The organism is Brevibacterium limosum (genome assembly GCF_011617705.1).
Taxonomy (GTDB): domain Bacteria; phylum Actinomycetota; class Actinomycetes; order Actinomycetales; family Brevibacteriaceae; genus Brevibacterium; species Brevibacterium limosum.
On sequence record NZ_CP050154.1, the window covers coordinates 3,151,561 to 3,168,700 of the forward strand.

Consider the following 17,140-nt stretch of genomic DNA (forward strand, 5'->3'; position numbering starts at 1 on the left):
CAGACATGCTTCTGAACTACCTCCTCTTCGAGACCGGAGTCGTACTCTCCTATGCGGGCTGCGGCCTCCTCCTCATGGTCATCGGCTACTTCGTCGTCGACCTGCTGACCCCGGGCAAGCTCCACGTCATCCTGTGGGAGCAGAAATCGCGCAACGCCGCGGTCCTCGTCGCCTCCGACCTGGCCGGAGTCGCGATCATCGTCATCGCCGCCATCCGCGCCAGCTCCGATGACTTGGTCGCAGGCATCCTGTCCACCCTCGTCTTCGGCATCCTGGGCATCATCCTCATGGCGGTGAGCTTCCTGCTCATCGGACTGCTCACCCCGGGCAGGACCGGCGACATCATCAATTCCTCACAGATGCACCCCGAGGTCTGGGTCAACGCCACCGCTCACCTGGGCATCGCGGGCATCATGGCCGCGGCCCTCCTTTGAGCACCGACGACGATTCCGGTCGGTTCGCGACCGAAGCCGCACCGAGCGACTCCACCACCGAGGCGGCCCGACCCATCACCCTGCCCATGCGTCCGGGGCCGGCCCGGTTCTTCGTCCTGCTCGCCGTCTTCATCTGCGCGAGCTGCGGAATGGTCTACGAGCTCGCGCTCGTGGCCCTGGGGTCCTATCTCCTCGGCGACACCATCGTCCAGGCCTCCATCGTCCTGGCCGTCATGGTCTTCGCGATGGGCATCGGATCACTCGCGACGAAGCGGCTGACCGGTTTCGCCGCGGTCTCCTTCGCCCTCATCGAGGCGGCACTGGGCATCATCGGCGGCCTCTCGGTCATCCTGCTCTACCTCGCCTTCGCCTTCGCCGACGTCTACACGGCGGCCATGGTGGCTCTCGCATTCGTCATCGGCGCCCTCATCGGCGCTGAGATCCCGCTGCTCATGGAGCTCGTCCAACGCATCCGCGCCCAGAAGGCCTCGAGCGCGGTGGCCGATCTCTTCGCCGCCGACTATGTGGGCGGCCTCGTCGGCGGACTCGCCTTCCCGTTCCTCCTGCTGCCGCTGCTCGGACTCCCGCGCGGTGCGCTGGCGGTGGGGATGACGAATGCGCTGGTGGGCATCCTCATCGTCCTCTGGCTCTTCCGCACCGAGATCACCCGCACCGCGCAGCTGATTCTGGCGGCCCTCCTGGTCGTCATCCTCGGCGGACTGACCGTGGTGTGGGTGTTCACCGATGACATCGAAGTCACCACCCGGCAGCGTCTCTACCGGGACCCGATCGTGTACTCGCAGCGGTCGGACTACCAGGAGATCGTGCTCACCGAAGCCCGGCGGAGCGGCGATACGCGACTGTTCCTCAACGGGGATCTGCAGTTCGCTTCGGCCGATGAGTACCGCTATCACGAGAGTCTCGTCCATCCGCTGCTGGCCGGTCCGCGGCGCAACGTCCTCGTCCTCGGCGGCGGCGACGGCTTGGCCGTGCGCGAGATCCTCAAGTACCCCGATGTCGGGTCTATCACCCTCGTTGACCTCGACCCGGCGGTCCTCGATCTGGCGAGGACCTCGGAGCACTTCACCGACTTCAACGACGACTCCCTCGACGATCCGCGGGTGAGAACGATCGCCGCCGATGCCTTCACCTGGCTGCGGGAGGCGAAGCATTCGGCCTATGACGCGGTCATCGCCGATCTGCCCGACCCCGACGATGTGGCGACGTCGAAGCTCTACAGCATCGAGTTCTACGGACTCATCCGCCAAGTGATGTCACCGGAGGCCCGCCTCGTCGTCCAGGCCGGCTCCCCCTACTTCGCCCCTGAGGCCTATTGGGGCATCGGGCAGGCCGTCACCGAGGCGGGACTGTCGACGACGGCGTATCACGTCGATGTCCCCAGCTTCGGCGATTGGGGGTATTTCCTCGCCGACCTCGGTGGGAAAGGCCCCGAGGTGACCGTGCCCGATGACGCCCCGGAGGGGCTGAGATTCGCCACCGCCGAGGTGCTCGCCGCCTCGACGACATTCCCACCGGACCGTGATCGCTCATCGCTGGGCAAGGTCGAAGCCTCGACGCTGCTGCACCCGCGGGTGCTCGATCAGGAACGCGGGGCCTGGGTCGGCTACTGACGACAACGGCAGAGGGCCGACCCGCGCGGGTCGGCCCTCTGCCGTCTCTCCGGGGGCTCAGCCGGCCATGAGGCTGGCGAGACCGCCGACGATGCCGAAGGAGATTCCGAGCGCCCACCCGAGGACGAGGAGTCCGAGGAAGACGAGGCCGAGGATGAAGCCCCACTTGGCCATCTCGTTGTCACGGTAACCGGATTCCTGAGAACGCTTGCGTGCGATGTGACCGGTGATGATGCCGACGACGGGGCCGATGAAGTTGAAGCCGAGGAACGTCGACAGGGTCGCCACGAGCGAGACGATGCCGAGCACCTTGCCCGGATCCTCCTCGGCGCGCTGGCCATAGCGGTTCTCAGGCGGGTAGCTCTGCGGCGCTTCGTACTGCCCGGCGGCGGGGCGGGAGTGCTGTCCTGCGGAGGGGTGGTGGTCGAACTGATCGGGGGTCGGAGCAGATGCTGCGTTCATGGTGCTGGTCTCCTCTGTATCGGCTGTTGACACCAGCCTAGGAAGACCTCACCGGCCGCCGACATGGACCAATCCCCCGAGCCGGCGGGGGTTTTCCCGACACTCAGCGCACGTCGACGAGTGCGTGGTCTTCGCGCCCCATGAGGTACAGGAGGAGCTCGAGCGGGGCCCCGGTGATCGTGGTGGCTTCCCCACTGCCCTTCTTCCGTACGGTGCGAGAGCCGAAGCCCGGTGCTGCGATCGTCACCGTGCCCTTCGCCTTCGCGGCGAACGGCAGGAGCGCCACCTTCGTCTGCGCCCAGACGGTCGCGGTCTCCGCTTTCGACAGCCGGCGCGGAATCCATTCGATCGCGGCCCGGCGGATGTCTTCATGGTGGACGAGGAACTCGGTCGTGTTCATCACCGTCTCCACTCCCGGCAGTGCGCCCGGAGTCCACTTCGGCGGTGCGGCGACGAGGCCGAGCAGCCGGCTGAACGGCATTTCGGCGTACTCGTCTTCCTTCGCCTGCAGCCGGTCGGAGAACTTCGGCATGAAGATTCCCGCAGCAGCCCGCGGGTGGCGTTCGCGGATGACGAGGTGGGTGGCAAGGTCCCTGACCGTCCACCCCTCACACAGAGTGGGGGCGTCTTCCTCTGCACGGCGGGCGGTGTCGACAAGGCGCAGTCGTTCGGCGCGAGCCAGATTGTCTCTCATAACCGCCAGTCTTCCATCCCCGGCTTGGACTCCCCTGGACGCCGGGTCTCATCTCAGCGGCTTGTCACCTCACCGGCCTGCCCAGGCCGTAAGGAAGTCGGTGACGCGGGAGACCGACCGGTAGTCGGCGAGTTCGTCTCCGCGGGTGGGTCCGTCGGTGACGATGACGACGGGTTTGCCCTCCCTCGCGGCCGTCCGGACGAATCGCAGACCGGAGAGCACTGCCAGCGAGGACCCGAGCACCACGATGCCGGCGGCTTCGTCAGTGATCCGATCGGCTTCCTGGGCCCTGGCTGCGGGAACGGAATCGCCGAAGTAGACGACGTCGGGTTTGAGCAGCCCGCCGCATTCGGGACAGTCGGGGACGATGAACCCGGCGGTGTCTTCGAGTTCGACATCGCCGTCGGGAGCTGTTTCGACGTCGATCGGGTCGATGCCGACCTCCTTCGCGAAGTCCGGGTTGAGTTCGCTCAGTCTCCGCTGCACCCGATCACGGTCGAACAGGTGCCCGTTCTCGAGACAGATCACCCGATCGAGGCTGCCGTGGAGGTCGATGACAGGACTCGGCGCCGGCGATCCGGAGCCGCTCCCACGTTCGGCGGCGACTGCCTCGGCGGCGGCGTGGTGGAGTCCATCGACGTTCTGGGTGATGATCCCGGCCACGGACAGCCCGGCCAGGGCGAGGTGGGCCCTGTTGGGTCGGGTGCTGCGCATCCGCGGCCAGCCCATCCATGACCGCGCCCAGTACCTGGCACGCTGATCGGGGTGGGAGAGGAATGTCTGGATCGTCATCGGATTCCGCGGCGGTGAATCCGGTCCGCGGTAGTCGGGGACGCCGGAGTCCGTGCTCATGCCCGCCCCGGTGAGCACCGCCCAGTCCGCATCGGAGTAGGTCTCGGTGAGCACATCGATGATCTCGGCGTCGGAGTGGCTGGCCTGCGGACGCACACGCCCGCGCAGGGGGTCGAAGATGACTGCCATGGTTCCACCTTAGACATCGGGGCTGACGTATGTCAGTGCCCGGGGCTAGTGTCAATGCCGTGAAGTTAGGGAGTGAGTGCTGTCGTCAATGACCTGATACGGCGTGGCACGAGAGCTGGAGCAACGGAACTCCGGTAAAGAGAGTATCGACCAAGAAACTCCGACTTCCCCAGGAGCTCCGTTGCACTCTCATACTCTCACAGACCCACACCCCGATACCGCAACCACCACGATCGATGCCTACACCCCGGGCCATCTCGGAGAACTCACCCACCTGCTGCCCGACGAGATGGTCGACGCCGCCATCGAGGAGACTCACTCGCGACAGAAGCGACTGCGCGACCTGCCCTCACGAGTGGTCGTCTACCTGCTGATAGCAGCCTGCCTCTTCCCCGACATCGGCTACACCCAGGTCTGGTCCAAACTGGTCGCTCGATGGCCGACGCCCTCCGGGCCGGGCCCGTCAGCCGGACGAGGTTCGTCAAACAGGCCGGCAATCACGGGGGAACCGGCTACCCCCAGGCGCGTCTGCTGGCATTGGTCACGTGTGGGACAAGGACACTGATCGACGCAGTCTTCACTCACACGAAGATCGGCGAAGTCACTCTCGTCCCGCGCCTGCAATCGAGTATGCACCCTGGCATGCTCGTCCTCGCCGATCGCAACTTCGATGCCGCCACCGTCGCCGACACCATCGGTGGCACGGGTGCTGACTTCCTCATCCGCGGCAAAGGACATCGTCGTCAGCCCGTGATCGCCCGCCATCCGGATGGATCATTCACCAGTTGCATCGGTGCTCTGCCGGTCCGCATCATCGACGCCAGTGTGCTCATCACCACCGGCCACGGGCACGAAGTCCATCCCTACCGACTCATCACGACCTTGACCGATCCCGTCCGGTACCCGGCGCATCAGCTCGTTGCCCTGTATCACGAACGGTGGGAAATCGAGACGGCCTTCCTCGAACTCAAATCCACGATCGGCGACGGTCGAGTCCTGCGGGCCCGGACCGCACCGGGTATCGAGCAGGAGATCTACGCGCTGCTGATCGCCTACCAACTCATCCGCACCACGATCAGTGACGCGACCTATATGGGCGGTATCGATCCCGACCGCGGCAGTTTCACCATCGCGTTCGAAGCCGCGAAAGAACAGGTCATCCTTGCTGGTCATCACATCGATGAATCGGCCATTGATCTCGTCGGGACCATCGGTGCGCGTGTTCTGGCCGCGCCATTGCCGCGGCGACGGTTGCGTGTGTGTCCGCGCGTGGTCAAACGCGCCATTTCGAAATACCAAGCCCGTGGCGTCGTCGATCGCACCTGCAGACAAGCCACACTGCATCAGTCCCTTCATTCCCGCGCGTCCCCATGACACGCGCAATAACGCCCTAACTTCACGGCATTGGGGCTAGTGTGGAGCCATGGTCAGCGTTCTGCTCGTTCATCATTCCCCGTCCGCTGCGACTGCGCAGATCGCCGAGGCGGCTGAGTCCGGACTGCGCATTCCCGAGCTCGGCGACATCGAGGTCACAGTCCGTCCCGCCCTCGAGGCGAGCGTCGAGGAGGTGCTCGCCGCTGATGCCTATGTGCTCGGCACGACTGCGAACTTCGGCTATATCTCGGGCGCCCTCAAGCACTTCTTCGACACCACGTATGACGCAGTGCGCGAACCGACCGCCGGCAGGCCGTTCTCCTACTGGATCCACGGCGGCTATGACACGACCGGGGCCGAGACCGCGATGAAGCAGATCACGACCGGCCTGGGCTGGAAGCTCGCCTTCGACCCGCTCATCTTCACCGGCGAGGTCACCGACGACCACCTCGCGAAGGCCACGGAGCTCGCAGCCACGGTCGCCGCCTCCGCCGGCTGACCTCCCCTAGTTGCTACCCGACGGCGGCCCAGCAACCTCGCGCGAGGTTGCTGGGCCGCCGTCGGGTAGCAATTGAGGTGGGAAGTTCTTACTGAAAGTACTTTCCAATATGGAAAGCACTTGATATCGTGTAACTACTTCCGCATAAGGTGTCGATGATTCGGTCGCCGCCTCGAGCACAGGAGCTTACATGAACGCGAACCCCACCCCGCAGCAGGCGGCCGATCTTCTCTACCAGGTCGAGGCGAACCAGTCTCAGGCGCGCAGCGGAGACGCGTGGCCGCTCGTCACACTGCTCTTCGTCCTCTCCGCAGGGCTCTCCGTCGGACTCATGGCCATCGGCATCATCGACGACAACACGACTCAGCTGCTCATCGCCGGTGCCGGACTGAGCTGGCTCGTCCCGGCGCTGGTCGTCTACCTCGTCAAGGCTCTGTCCTGGAGCCGTCGCTCCACGGCCCTCCTGCTGACCTGGCTGGGCGTCATCATCGTCGCCTTCATCGCCGGTGTCATGGCCGACTCCTTCGCAGCCGGCAGCCCCGTGCCGTTCATCGCCGCAGGGCTGCTGTGGCTCGCCGCCCCGGCCTTCTCTCTGCTGGCCCTGCGGCGCTGAGGCAACGCCGAAACGGTGCGCACACAGCGTGATACAGCGATCGTCCGGTCGATCCGGGACGCACCCACGCACGAATGCGACGCGGATCGACCAGACAAGTTCAGCACCGCTGTCGATGGCCGGCGCAACTCGACGAACTCGATGAAGGAGCAGCGACGATGACTGCGAAACAGTACTCTCTGACAGACTCCGACGACGCACACGCAGTCGACGCGCGGACAGCGGAGGAGAACGAGAGGATTCCCCACCTCGGCGACTCCCTGGCCCGGCTCGAACCGGAACTGAACAACCCCACGCGACTGGGCATCGTCTCGAGCCTGAAGAACCGAGACAGGGCAGAGTTCAAGCTGCTGCGCGACAGCCTCGGAGTCTCCGATTCCGTGCTGTCCCGACACATCACCGCCTTGGAGAGAGCCGGGATGGTCGAAGTCAAGAAGGGATATGTGGGCAAACGCCCCCGCACCTGGGTCTCGATCAGCGACGACGGAACCATTCGTCTCGACGCACATATCCAGGCGCTGCGGGAACTTGCCGGAGGTTGACTCTCAGACACCATTCCCCCTGGTGAGAAGATCGGTTAGGGTGATGGAAACCGCTGCAAGGAGGCATGATGACCACACCGACGAGCTCCGAGATCCCGTTCCTCGAACTCCACGAAGTCTCTGCTCTCATCCGAACCCGACAGCTGTCCTCCCATGAGGTCACCGAGGCGATGCTTGAGCGCATCGACAGCCTCGAACCCCGGCTGCAGGCCTTCGCCACGGTCATGGCCGAATCCGCTCTCGCCGAGGCCGACCGGGCCGATGCGCTGCTGGCTCGCGGACACTGGCTCGGCGACCTGCACGGTGTTCCCGTGGCGGTGAAGGACCTGGCCAACACCCACGATGCGCCGACGGGCGCCGGCACCACGATCCATGCGGACTTCCGCCCCGACGCAGATGCCACCGTCGTCGCCCGACTGCGGGCCGCCGGAGCCGTCATCCTCGGCAAACTGCGCCTGACCGAGGGCGCGTTCACCGGTCACCATCCGGACCTGCCGACCCCGGTCAACCCATGGGAGGCCGGCACCTGGTCAGGAGTCTCCTCATCGGGCTCTGGTGTGGCCACCGCGGCCGGACTCTGCTTTGCCTCTCTCGGGTCGGACACCGGCGGATCGATCCGTCTGCCGTCCTCGGCCAATGGCGTCACCGGCCTCAAACCGACCTGGGGCCGCGTCTCTCGCCACGGCATCTTCGCACTCGCTCCCAGCCTCGACCACATCGGGCCCATGACCCGCAGTGCCCGTGATGCCGCGATCGTGCTGCGGGCCATCGCCGGCCACGATCCCGCCGATCCCACCTCCTCGCTCGAGCCGGTCCCCGACTATCCCCGGCAGCTGCGCGTCGACCGGGCTCCGGTCGTCGGTGTCGACCACGCGCTGGCCGCAGAGCACTTCGACGCCGCCACGAATGCGATGCTCGACGACACCATCGAAGCCGTCACCGGCTTGGGGTGGAGGGTTGTCGAGGTCGAGACTCCCGGCATGGAGGCGGCGGCCCAGGAATGGACGGCGCTGTGCGGGGTCGAAACCGCCGGCGTCCACGCCGAGACGTATCCGGCTCGCTCGACGGAATACGGTCCCGACCTGTCAGGTCTCATCGAGGTGGGGCGCGGCCTGTCCGCCGTCGACTACCACCGGCTGCTCGAATCCAGACGGGCCTTCACCGGTCGCATGCGCACACTCATGGCCGATATCGATCTGCTTCTGCTGCCGGGAATCGGCGTCGGCTCACCGACGATCGAACAGATGGCGAATCTGGGTTCGGATCCGAAGCTGTTCGCCGCGGTGACCGTGCCGACGGCTCCGATCGACAACTGCGGGATGCCGTCGATCACGGTGCCCGCAGGGTTCACCGACCGCGGCACTCCCCTGGCCGCTCAGTTCGTCGGCGGTGACTTCACCGAGCCCTTGGTCTTGGCGGCCGGTCACGCCTTCCAGCAGGTCACCGGATTCCACACTCGCCACCCGGCCACGTAGCCAAGGCGCGGCATCTGTCATCGGCTCACTTCGCTGCCTTGCGGGACACCATCTCCGTGATCCACGTCGGGGCGAAGGGCGAGGTGCAGCCGGGAGAGGTCGGGTAGTCGCGCAGCACGCCGAGGCGCTCACCGATGTCGATGGCCCGGGCCCGCAGGTCCGGGTTCTCGATGCCGATATACGACAGCGTCTCGTTCATCGCCCACTGCAGCCGTTCGGGCGCATCCGCCATCTCGGCCTCGATCACATCCAGCAGACCGGACAGGTCGAGGCCCTCGGGTTTCCGGTTCACCCGCTCGCTCGTCAGCGCCCACCCGGCGGAGGCGACCGCCGGGTCGGGATCATCCGTCCAGGTCCGGCGCAGCGCCTCGGCGTGGGGTGACTTCTTGACGATGTTGCTGACCAGCCAGCCGTGGACTTTCGGGACACCTGAGTCCCGCAGCATCTCATCAAGCTGTGCTTCGCTCCAGGCCTTCGGGCGCATGATGAGGATCGCGACGAGGCGGGCCGCGGAGTCTCCGGACGCCCAGAGTTCGGCGGCGAGGTCGTCGTTCTTCTTCAGTTCCTTCGCCATGGCTCGCAGCTTCGTGAGGTTGACCGCGTGGTCGTCGCCGTGGCGGGCGTTGACGGCGCGGATCTTCTCATCCTCGAGTGAGGTCAGGGTGGCGAGCACCTCGGTGCTGGTGGTCAGGTCAGTCATCGTCATCGGCATGCGGGGACGTTTCGAGCTGGGCGCGTGACTTATTCACTCCTCTGAATCCGACGATGACGACGATCATGCCGACGACCGCACCGATGACGGTTTCGATGGCGCGGGAGGCCAGCAGCTCCGTGACCGGGTGCGGGTTGCCGATCTGAGTCATGAGCAGGGCCAACGGTGTGATGAAGAGCAGAGCCACCGAATAGTTGCGCAGCACGAAGATCTCGGCGAGGAACTGCAGCAGGATCACCCACACGACCAGCTGCCAGGCCTCGGTGGGGAACGACAGCAGGAATGCGGTGACGATCACGCCCAGCAGGGTTCCGACCACACGGTGGACACCGCGCTTGAGGCGGGCCGAACGTCCCGGCGGGGTGATCGGTGCGACCGCTGCGACCATCGCCCAGTAGCTGTGGGACAGCAGCGGCAGCACATCGATGAGCAGCGTGCCCAGTATTCCCGCGATGAGCGGGGCGATCGTGAACCGGGCGGCGTGGGCGGCGAGTTCGGCCTTGCCCGCCGGCGAGAGTCCCACCCGGACGTAGGTCTCCTTCTCCGGCGGCATCCGTTCGCCGATGCGGTGGGCCAGAGCCCCGAGACCGATGCTCACCAGCGCCGAGGCGGCCGCCACGCCCATCGCCAGCGGCACCGGTGCGCCGTTCGGGATGGAACCGACGGCTCCGGTGGCGAAGATGAAGAAGATCGACCCGCCGGGTTTGAGCCGGAAGCGCAGGGCGATGGCCGCTCCCACGCCGGACACCAGCGAGGTGACGACGACGAGTGCCCAGATCGATGCGCCGAGGCTGCCCAGCAGCGCCCCGATGCCCACGCAGACGACGAGGACGACGGCCGCGATCGATTGCCGCCTCGTCCGTGAGCGTGGGGTTTCGAATCGGGCATAGATGCCGGTGAAGGCGCCGAAGGCGGCATAGACGGCAAGGTCGAGGCGGTCGATTCCGAGCAGCACGAGGAGCGGGATGGCGACTCCCAAGGCGATGCGGAACGCGGGAATATGGTCGCGTTCGCCCGGTGGGATGCGGAAGAACTCCTGCACGCGGCTCAAGCGGATTCGGCCCCTTTCGGACTCGGAAACGGACCCCGGTGACGGGATCGCTGGGATGGGAGGGTGAGTTGAAGGCTCCCTTCGATCCTAGTCGGCTGCCGGTGCGGGTCGACGTCTTCCGCCGGTAGGAGTGATCAACCTCGCTCGCCGAGGCGGCCGACCGAGACCGTGATCACTGCGGTTTCCGTCCTCATCGTCAGTCCGGAGGCTTCCGTCCTGGTCGGACCCGTGCCGCCTGCCGGTTGAGGTGGTCGCGTTCGGCTACGCTTGCGGCCCGTTTCGCGGCCAGTGCATAGAGGTCAGCGGCCTTCTCCGACTGTCCTGCCCGTTCGCGCAGATGTGCCTCCACGGCGAAGTAGCGCGGCAGACTCTCCTCCAGCCCCCGCAGTTCGGCCAGACCGGCCGCAGGGCCGTCGGCCTCCCCGACGGCCACGGCCCGGTTGAGGCGCACGATCGGCGTATCGCGCAGGGCCAGCAGCTCGTCGTACCACTCGACGATCTGCACCCAATCGGTGTCGTCGACCTGCTGAGCATCGGCGTGCAGCGCCGCAATCGCCGCCTGTGCCTGATACTGTCCGAGTTCGTCGCGGGCGAGCGCGGACTGCAGGATCTCGATGCCCTCGCGGATAAGGTGTCGATCCCATCGAGAGCGGTCCTGATCGACCAGGGCGATGAGTCGACCGGCGGGACCGAACCGGGCGTCGCGACGGGCGTGGTGGAGGAGCATGAGCGCGAGGAGTCCGTCCACCTCGGCGGATTCGATCATCGTCTTCAGCGTCCGGGTCAGTCGGATCGCTTCGGCGACGAGGTCGACGTCGCCCGAGTGGCCCTCGTTGAACACGAGGTAGAGAGTGGTGAGCACCGAGGACAGCTCGCCGAGCCGGTTGAGTCGTGAGCCTGCGATCGTGGATTTGGCGCGGCTGATGCGTTGGGCCATCGTCGCTTCGGGCACCATATAGGCGTCGGCGATCTGCTTCGTAGTCAGTCCGCCCACCGCCCGCAGGGTCAGGGCCACCGCCGAGGCGGGACTGAGGTCGGGATGGGCGCAGAGGAAGTAGAGATCGAGGGTGTCATCGGCGTTCGCGACGCTGTCGGTCCCGGGTTCGGCTGAGGCCCCTGGTTCGGCGAGTGTGGCTGCCATGACCCGTTCCTCGCGTCTCATCCGCGTTCCGTCGGACCGCACGGTATCGAGGAACTTCCGCCACGCCACTGTCACAAGCCAGCCCTGCCGGTCGCGGGGCGGCTCGGACGGCCACGATCGCAGGGCTGCGATGAGGGCGTCCTGAACGGCATCCTCGGCGGTCGCGAAGTCTGCTCCACGACTGACGAGGATGCCGATCACGGCGGGGACGAGCCCACGCAGCTCCGCCTCGGCGAGGGGATCCGGATCGGTCATAGCGGACTCCGTTCGCGTCCCCGATCACTCGTCCACGTTGGGTGCGTGGTCGAGGAAAGGCCGCAGTTCGAGCCATTCGTTGATCGGCTCCCCGCCTTTGCCCGGTGCGGCCGACAGCTCACCGGCGAGTTCGAGGGCACGGTCGTAGTTCTCGACGTCGATGACCATCCACCCGGCGATGAGGTCCTTCGTCTCGGGGAAGGGACCGTCCGTGACCGGAGGTCTGCCCGGTCCACCCGATTGGACGAAGGTGCCCTCGGGTGAGAGTGCCTGGGAGTCGACGAATTCGCCGGTGTCCTTGAGTTTGTCGGCGAAGGCGTTCATATACGCCATATGTGCGTCGACCTCGGCGGGGCTCCACTGGTCCATCGGGGTGTAGTCCATATATTCGCTCGACATCCGATAGTGCTTGAGCATGAGGTACTTGGCCATGATGGTCTCCTTGTCTTGTGTCGCTCGCACGGGGTGTGCTCGCTGACGTATCTGGGACGCAGCCGGACGAGTGTTCTCGACATCAGCGGCGAAGATCTCTCGGTTTCATTCTGCTCAGGTCGTCGAACACAGTCCCAGAATAGGCCGATGTGTCCGTCCTGGAACATGCGTCACCGGATGCGAACACAGATCGGCCCAGGCCACGGCTCTGCGTTGAGAAGCTTGTCAGGTACGAAACACCGACCGCTTGAACGCACATGAGTCCAGGAGCAGATCATGAAGACACAGACACTTCTCAAGACCATCACCGTTGCCGGAGCCCTCGCCGCGACCCTGACGCTCTCGGCCTGCGATATGCACATCTCGTTCGGCCAGGAGGGTCAGGGCCAGGAACAGGATGGCCAGCGGGCACAGGGGCAGCAGACCGAGAACAGCTCCGAGACGACCGTCGGAGACCAGACAACGGATACGGGCTCCACCTCGGACTCCGCCACCGACGGTGCGGGGTCGACCGGCACGACGAACAACGGCACGGCCGATAACGGCAGCGGCGGATCCTCGGATTCCTCCAGCTCCTCCTCGGCGAGTGATTCCTCCACCTCGGCCAGGTCGTCATCGAACGGTTCCGCCTCGACCGGATCCTCCTCGTCGAGCGACACGACCGACGGCTACCAGGGTCCGCGGATCGGTGAAGAGGGAGTCGAGCTCGATGCGGACGGCAACGGCAAGATCCCCGCGGACGTGCTCGAGAAGGACATCGAACACGCCTATGCCAAGCAGGGCACCACGGTCGACACGGTCGACTGCTACTCGGACCTGCGGATCTATTCCCACAGCGGCTCGCAGTCCTGCACCGTCACCGCGGCCGGAAAGAATCACTACGGCACCGTGAAGATCACCTCGGCGTCGCAGTCCGGCATCGGCTACAGCCTCGAATTCCCGAACATCTGAGCCGGCGCTGCTCGGTCGCGTCCCTGACGCGACCTCCCCGACCCGCTGCCCTCGAGCGTCTCGCATCCCCCGACTCGCACTCCCCTGGACACCGCGACCAGGGGAGTGCGTTCGTCGCGGTCTGGAACAAGTCCGCATTTTCCATTGTTGTGCCCACTGTGGGCGTCGGCCCAACCGCAAGTCGGCCTCGTCGTGCTGGCCAGCCGCGTCCATGTCAGATTCGACAATCTCACCGATCACAACCGACAAGGAGCACCACCATGGCACTCTCTGACAAGAAGATCGCATTCCTCCTCACCAGCGGCGTCGAGCAGGTCGAACTGACCAGCCCGCGCGCTGCCCTGGACGAAGCCGGTGCGACGACCGTCATCGTCTCCCCCTCGGAGGGGACTCTGCAGGCGATGGAAGGCGATTGGGAGCATGCGAAGACCTTCGACGTCGACGTTCCCGTCGCCGAGGCCTCCGTCGATGACTTCGACGCCCTCGTCCTGCCCGGCGGCACCCTCAACGCCGACGCTCTGCGCCTGAATGAGGACGCAGTCAACCTCGTCAAGGCGTTCTTCGCCGCCGACAAACCGGTCGCCGCGATCTGCCACGCACCGTGGATCCTCGCCGAGGCGGGAGTGGCGAAGGGACGGAATCTGACGTCCTTCATCTCGACGAAGACCGACCTCATCAACGCCGGTGCCGACTGGACCGACACCGAGGTGGTCATCGACGGCAACCTCATCACCTCGCGCAATCCCGGCGACCTCGACGCATTCAACAAGGCGATCGCCGACAAGTTCAGCTGAGCGGTCGGACATACCCTTCGACGAACTCCCCCGGAACGATCGTTTCGGGGAGCTCCTCTGTTCGTCACCCGCGGTCTTGACAGCCGCGCATATGATCTACTCATGCCAGCTTCCCCGTTCGTCAAGGCGACGACTCCTGCCCTCGCGGCACTGCTCATCGGGCTCCTCCTCATCCTGTGCACCACACCGTCTCCAGCGCATGCGGCATATCCGACGTCGGGTGCGATCGGCAAGATACACACATCGCTCGGCGGGAAAGGCGGAAAGCTCGGCCCGGCCACCGGCCCGCAGCGGTGCACACTGATCCAGAAGGGCTGCTATCAGCCGTTCAAGCACGGCAGCATCCACTGGACGAAGGCCACGGGCGCGCACGCCACGTGGGGCGCCATCCGCACGGCATGGAAGAAGTCCGGTTGGGAGCGCGGAACTCTGGGATATCCGACGAGCAATGAGTATCGGTCCGGCTCCGAAATCAGGCAGAAGTTCCAGCACGGCATCATCGTGTGGACGGCGAAGTCCGGTGCGAAGGTGAAGCTCATGAAGTCGGCGAAGGCACCGTCGTCGTTCGCGATCACGGGGTCGGGGTTCGGCCATGGGGTCGGGATGAGCCAGTACGGGGCGCGCGGAATGGCTGCGGCCGGGAAGACGTCGACGCAGATCCTTCAGCACTACTACACCGGCGCGAAGGTCACGACGATGACGAAGAACGCCGACACCGACCTCAAGGTGCAGCTGCTGACCGGGAAGAAGTCGGTGACGGTCACTCCACGCTCCGGTCGTCTCCGGGTCGCAGTCGGGTCGAAGACCGTGGAGTCGGGCTCGAAGATCTCGATCGAACGCACCTCGTCCGGCATGATCAAGGCGATGGTCGGGTCGCAGAGCTATTCGGGGTCGAAGATCGTCGTCGAATGGCAGGGCACCCGGTATTGGAAGGGCTCCTCGGCGACGACGGTGTCAGTCAGCGGAGCGCAGAACGGGGCGACCGGCACCTACCGTCACGGTCGCCTCGAGATCAGTCAGCTGAAGAGCACGCTCAATGTCATCAACGTCCTGGGTCTCAACAAGGAGTACCTGCCCGGCATCGCCGAGATGCCCGCGTCCTGGCAGTCCGAGGCTCTGCGCAGTCAGGCCATCGCCTCCCGCACCTACGCTTACCGCAACCTCGGCGCCGCGAAGCCGGCGTGTGGCTGCCATGTCTACGACGAGGTGGCCTCCCAGCGTTTCCTCGGGTGGACTCATGAGAACGCGAGCGACTCCGGTCCCTGGCGCAGAGCCGTGGCCGCGACCCAGACCACGAGCGGGTCGACGGTGAAGTCGGCTCGTGTCGTCACGTACAAGGGCAGCCTCATCGACGCTGTCTATTCCTCGTCGGCCGGAAACAAGACGCATTCCGCCGCCGAGGTGTGGGGGTCGTCCGTGCCCTACCTGGTTTCGGTCGATGACTCTCCGTCGAGGTATGCCTCGGCGAAGAACCCGAACGCCTCATGGTCGGTGACGATCAAGCAGGCCGATATGGCACGGGCATTCGGTCTGGCAGACGTCCGTTCCCTGTCCGTGTCGAAGACCGGTTCGGGTTTGGTGAAGACGGTGAAGGCCACCTCGGGGAAGGGAAAGACCATAAGTCGCACCGGCGATCAGCTGCGAACGAAGCTGAAGCTCAAGTCCGCATCGTTCAACGTGAAGTGACCACGACCGACCGAGCTCAGCGAGCCGACCACGACCGACCGAGCTCAGCGAGCCGACCACGACCGACCGAGCTCAGGTAACGCGAAACTCGAAAAAGTCGTCACTGGTGGCGACTTTTTCGAGTTTCGCGTTACCTGAGGGATTCTGACCGGCGGGTTCACACTCCGGCGGGGGTGAGCAGTCCCTTGTTGACGAGTTCGGCTTCCTTCTCGCGCACGATGACGGGGAGAAAGGATCGGGGCGAAGTGAGAGCGTAACGGCGAAGTCCCGGCCCGCAGGATCTGCGAGACCGGGACTTCCGTGGCGGAGGATAGGGGATTCGAACCCCTGAGGGCGTTAACCCAACCCGCGTTCCAGGCGAGCGCCATAGGCCACTAGGCGAATCCTCCGCGAATCAGCTTATCCGAGTCATGACGACAATGCGAAATCGCCGTGGCCGAGTGTGAAGCATCCCACTTCCCGCAGGTGAACAGGCGCTCCGGTCAGCGACCGCTCGCAGCAGCCGGAGTCTGGAGTGCGCACCCGGAGCTTGGCATCTGCTCCGAGTGAGCCGTGGGGTATCCCGCACCTCAGGGAATCGGCATAGGCTTGCCGTGAGCAGTGCGCGAAGCAGTCTCAGCCGACTCCGCTCAGGCACGTTCCCGACCGAGGAGTCCTCGTGAAATTCATGCTCATCATGCGCACGGTCGATCAGGTCGCCGTCGAACGAATGGCCGAAGCCGACTTCAACGAGATGATCGCCGCCATGGGCACCTACAACGAATCGATGATCAACGCCGGCGTCCTGTCCGACGGCGCCGGCCTGGCCGATCCGTCCGAAGGCGCCGTCGTCGACTTCTCCGGCAGCGAACCGACAACCGCCCCCGGTGCCTATGGCAACCTGAGGGAGCTGTTCAACAGGTTCTGGGTCATCGAGGTCGCCTCCCAGGGCGAAGCCATCGACTGGGCGAAGCCATCGACTGGGCGAAGAAGGCGCCCCTGGACGCAGGTTCCCAGATCGAGGTCCGGCGGATCAACGGCCCCGAGGACTTCCCCGAAGACAACGAATGGATCCAGAAAGAACAGGAATGGATCGAGCAGGGTCGCCTCAACAACGGCTGAGTCCCGTCGATTCGAACGACCGTGTGGCCCCGCCCACTCGTTTTGTCCACCGAGGCCGCTCTCGACTAGACTGATTCGTGGCTCCCCGTGCGGCGTCATCTTGTGAACTCCCCCAGGGCCGGAAGGCAGCAAGGGTAAGCGAGCTCTGTCGGGTGCACGGGGAGTCCTCTATTCCCCAAGATCACAATTCCACAACTCCCCTTATCCCCCGTCAGCCCAGGTCAGCTCTGCCTCCGCAGCCTTCCGGACGCCAGAATCGGGGCCGAGAAGCGAATTCGTTAATACTTTCGTGATTTTGCTTCATTACCATTA

General features: G+C 65.4%; 18 protein-coding genes, 1 tRNA gene and 1 other RNA gene. 12 read left to right on the top strand and 8 right to left on the bottom strand.

Annotated elements, in window-relative coordinates:
• Positions 1-5 precede the first annotated feature (5 nt).
• Both GUY37_RS14290 and GUY37_RS14295 read left to right on the top strand, forming a co-directional pair.
• Positions 6-434 carry a DUF350 domain-containing protein gene (locus GUY37_RS14290; RefSeq protein ID WP_166826842.1) on the top strand — a complete coding sequence of 143 codons (429 nt, stop codon included), beginning with the start codon at positions 6-8 and terminating at the stop codon, positions 432-434.
• On the top strand, positions 431-2,065 hold the full coding sequence (locus GUY37_RS14295; protein WP_228278198.1) for a polyamine aminopropyltransferase: 1,635 nt from the start codon (positions 431-433) through the stop codon (positions 2,063-2,065). Before GUY37_RS14290 ends, GUY37_RS14295 begins: the two co-directional genes overlap by 4 nt.
• Positions 2,066-2,122: 57 nt before the next feature.
• Here the strand turns inward: GUY37_RS14295 and GUY37_RS14300 are convergent, their stop codons facing one another.
• The 3 genes from GUY37_RS14300 to GUY37_RS14310 form a co-directional block, all read right to left on the bottom strand.
• Entirely contained in the window at positions 2,123-2,527 is a 405-nt protein-coding gene (locus GUY37_RS14300) for a DUF4190 domain-containing protein (RefSeq protein WP_166826845.1), read from the bottom strand.
• A gap of 103 nt (positions 2,528-2,630) precedes the next feature.
• Positions 2,631-3,221, bottom strand: a complete 591-nt coding sequence (locus GUY37_RS14305) for a TIGR03085 family metal-binding protein (RefSeq protein ID WP_166826847.1) — start codon at positions 3,219-3,221, stop codon at positions 2,631-2,633.
• 69 nt (positions 3,222-3,290) lie between these two features.
• On the bottom strand, positions 3,291-4,202 hold the full coding sequence (locus GUY37_RS14310; protein ID WP_166826849.1) for a Sir2 family NAD-dependent protein deacetylase: 912 nt from the start codon (positions 4,200-4,202) through the stop codon (positions 3,291-3,293).
• Positions 4,203-4,383: 181 nt separating this feature from the next.
• Here GUY37_RS14310 and GUY37_RS19020 point away from each other — a divergent pair, with 181 nt between their 5' ends.
• The 6 genes from GUY37_RS19020 (at position 4,384) to GUY37_RS14335 (ending at position 8,705) form a co-directional block, all read left to right on the top strand.
• Positions 4,384-4,767, top strand: coding sequence for a transposase domain-containing protein (locus tag GUY37_RS19020; RefSeq protein ID WP_208094684.1), 384 nt, complete (start codon positions 4,384-4,386; stop codon positions 4,765-4,767).
• Positions 4,731-5,576: a transposase gene (locus GUY37_RS19025; protein ID WP_266096668.1), complete on the top strand. Its 846-nt coding sequence runs from the start codon at positions 4,731-4,733 to the stop codon at positions 5,574-5,576. The genes GUY37_RS19020 and GUY37_RS19025 overlap by 37 nt, the downstream gene beginning before the upstream one ends.
• A gap of 49 nt (positions 5,577-5,625) precedes the next feature.
• The gene (locus GUY37_RS14320; protein WP_166826851.1) at positions 5,626-6,075 is read left to right on the top strand and encodes a flavodoxin family protein; all 450 of its coding nucleotides are present in this window, start codon (positions 5,626-5,628) and stop codon (positions 6,073-6,075) included.
• A 190-nt stretch (positions 6,076-6,265) separates the two neighbouring features.
• Positions 6,266-6,688, top strand: coding sequence for a hypothetical protein (locus GUY37_RS14325; RefSeq protein WP_166826853.1), 423 nt, complete (start codon positions 6,266-6,268; stop codon positions 6,686-6,688).
• 158 nt (positions 6,689-6,846) lie between these two features.
• Complete coding sequence (locus GUY37_RS14330; protein WP_166826855.1) at positions 6,847-7,230, top strand: transcriptional regulator; 384 nt, start codon at positions 6,847-6,849, stop codon at positions 7,228-7,230.
• A 68-nt stretch (positions 7,231-7,298) separates the two neighbouring features.
• On the top strand, positions 7,299-8,705 hold the full coding sequence (locus tag GUY37_RS14335) for an amidase (protein WP_228278200.1): 1,407 nt from the start codon (positions 7,299-7,301) through the stop codon (positions 8,703-8,705).
• A 25-nt stretch (positions 8,706-8,730) separates the two neighbouring features.
• Here the strand turns inward: GUY37_RS14335 and GUY37_RS14340 are convergent, their stop codons facing one another.
• The 4 genes from GUY37_RS14340 to GUY37_RS14355 all read right to left on the bottom strand — a co-directional run bounded on the left by GUY37_RS14340 (position 8,731) and on the right by GUY37_RS14355 (position 12,296).
• Positions 8,731-9,405 (bottom strand): DNA alkylation repair protein, encoded by a 675-nt coding sequence (locus GUY37_RS14340; protein WP_166826861.1) that lies wholly within the window; start codon positions 9,403-9,405, stop codon positions 8,731-8,733.
• The gene (locus GUY37_RS14345) at positions 9,398-10,459 is read right to left on the bottom strand and encodes an FUSC family protein (RefSeq protein WP_228278481.1); all 1,062 of its coding nucleotides are present in this window, start codon (positions 10,457-10,459) and stop codon (positions 9,398-9,400) included. The genes GUY37_RS14340 and GUY37_RS14345 overlap by 8 nt, the downstream gene beginning before the upstream one ends.
• Before the next feature lie 205 nt (positions 10,460-10,664).
• Complete coding sequence (locus GUY37_RS14350; protein ID WP_166826867.1) at positions 10,665-11,864, bottom strand: RNA polymerase sigma factor; 1,200 nt, start codon at positions 11,862-11,864, stop codon at positions 10,665-10,667.
• Positions 11,865-11,888: 24 nt separating this feature from the next.
• Positions 11,889-12,296 carry a YciI family protein gene (locus GUY37_RS14355; protein ID WP_166826870.1) on the bottom strand — a complete coding sequence of 136 codons (408 nt, stop codon included), beginning with the start codon at positions 12,294-12,296 and terminating at the stop codon, positions 11,889-11,891.
• A gap of 276 nt (positions 12,297-12,572) precedes the next feature.
• Here GUY37_RS14355 and GUY37_RS14360 point away from each other — a divergent pair, with 276 nt between their 5' ends.
• The 3 genes from GUY37_RS14360 (at position 12,573) to GUY37_RS14370 (ending at position 15,727) form a co-directional block, all read left to right on the top strand.
• Entirely contained in the window at positions 12,573-13,247 is a 675-nt protein-coding gene (locus GUY37_RS14360; RefSeq protein WP_166826873.1) for a hypothetical protein, read from the top strand.
• A gap of 260 nt (positions 13,248-13,507) precedes the next feature.
• A complete protein-coding gene (locus tag GUY37_RS14365; protein ID WP_166826876.1) occupies positions 13,508-14,041 on the top strand; it encodes a type 1 glutamine amidotransferase domain-containing protein in 534 nt (177 codons plus the stop codon).
• 102 nt (positions 14,042-14,143) lie between these two features.
• On the top strand, positions 14,144-15,727 hold the full coding sequence (locus GUY37_RS14370; RefSeq protein ID WP_166826879.1) for a SpoIID/LytB domain-containing protein: 1,584 nt from the start codon (positions 14,144-14,146) through the stop codon (positions 15,725-15,727).
• A gap of 301 nt (positions 15,728-16,028) precedes the next feature.
• Here the strand turns inward: GUY37_RS14370 and GUY37_RS14375 are convergent.
• A tRNA-Ser gene (locus GUY37_RS14375) sits at positions 16,029-16,116 on the bottom strand.
• A 788-nt stretch (positions 16,117-16,904) separates the two neighbouring features.
• Between GUY37_RS14375 and ffs the strand changes: the two genes are divergently transcribed.
• An RNA gene (ffs, locus tag GUY37_RS14385) (signal recognition particle sRNA small type) lies at positions 16,905-17,000 on the top strand.
• The last annotated feature ends 140 nt before the right edge of the window (positions 17,001-17,140 follow it).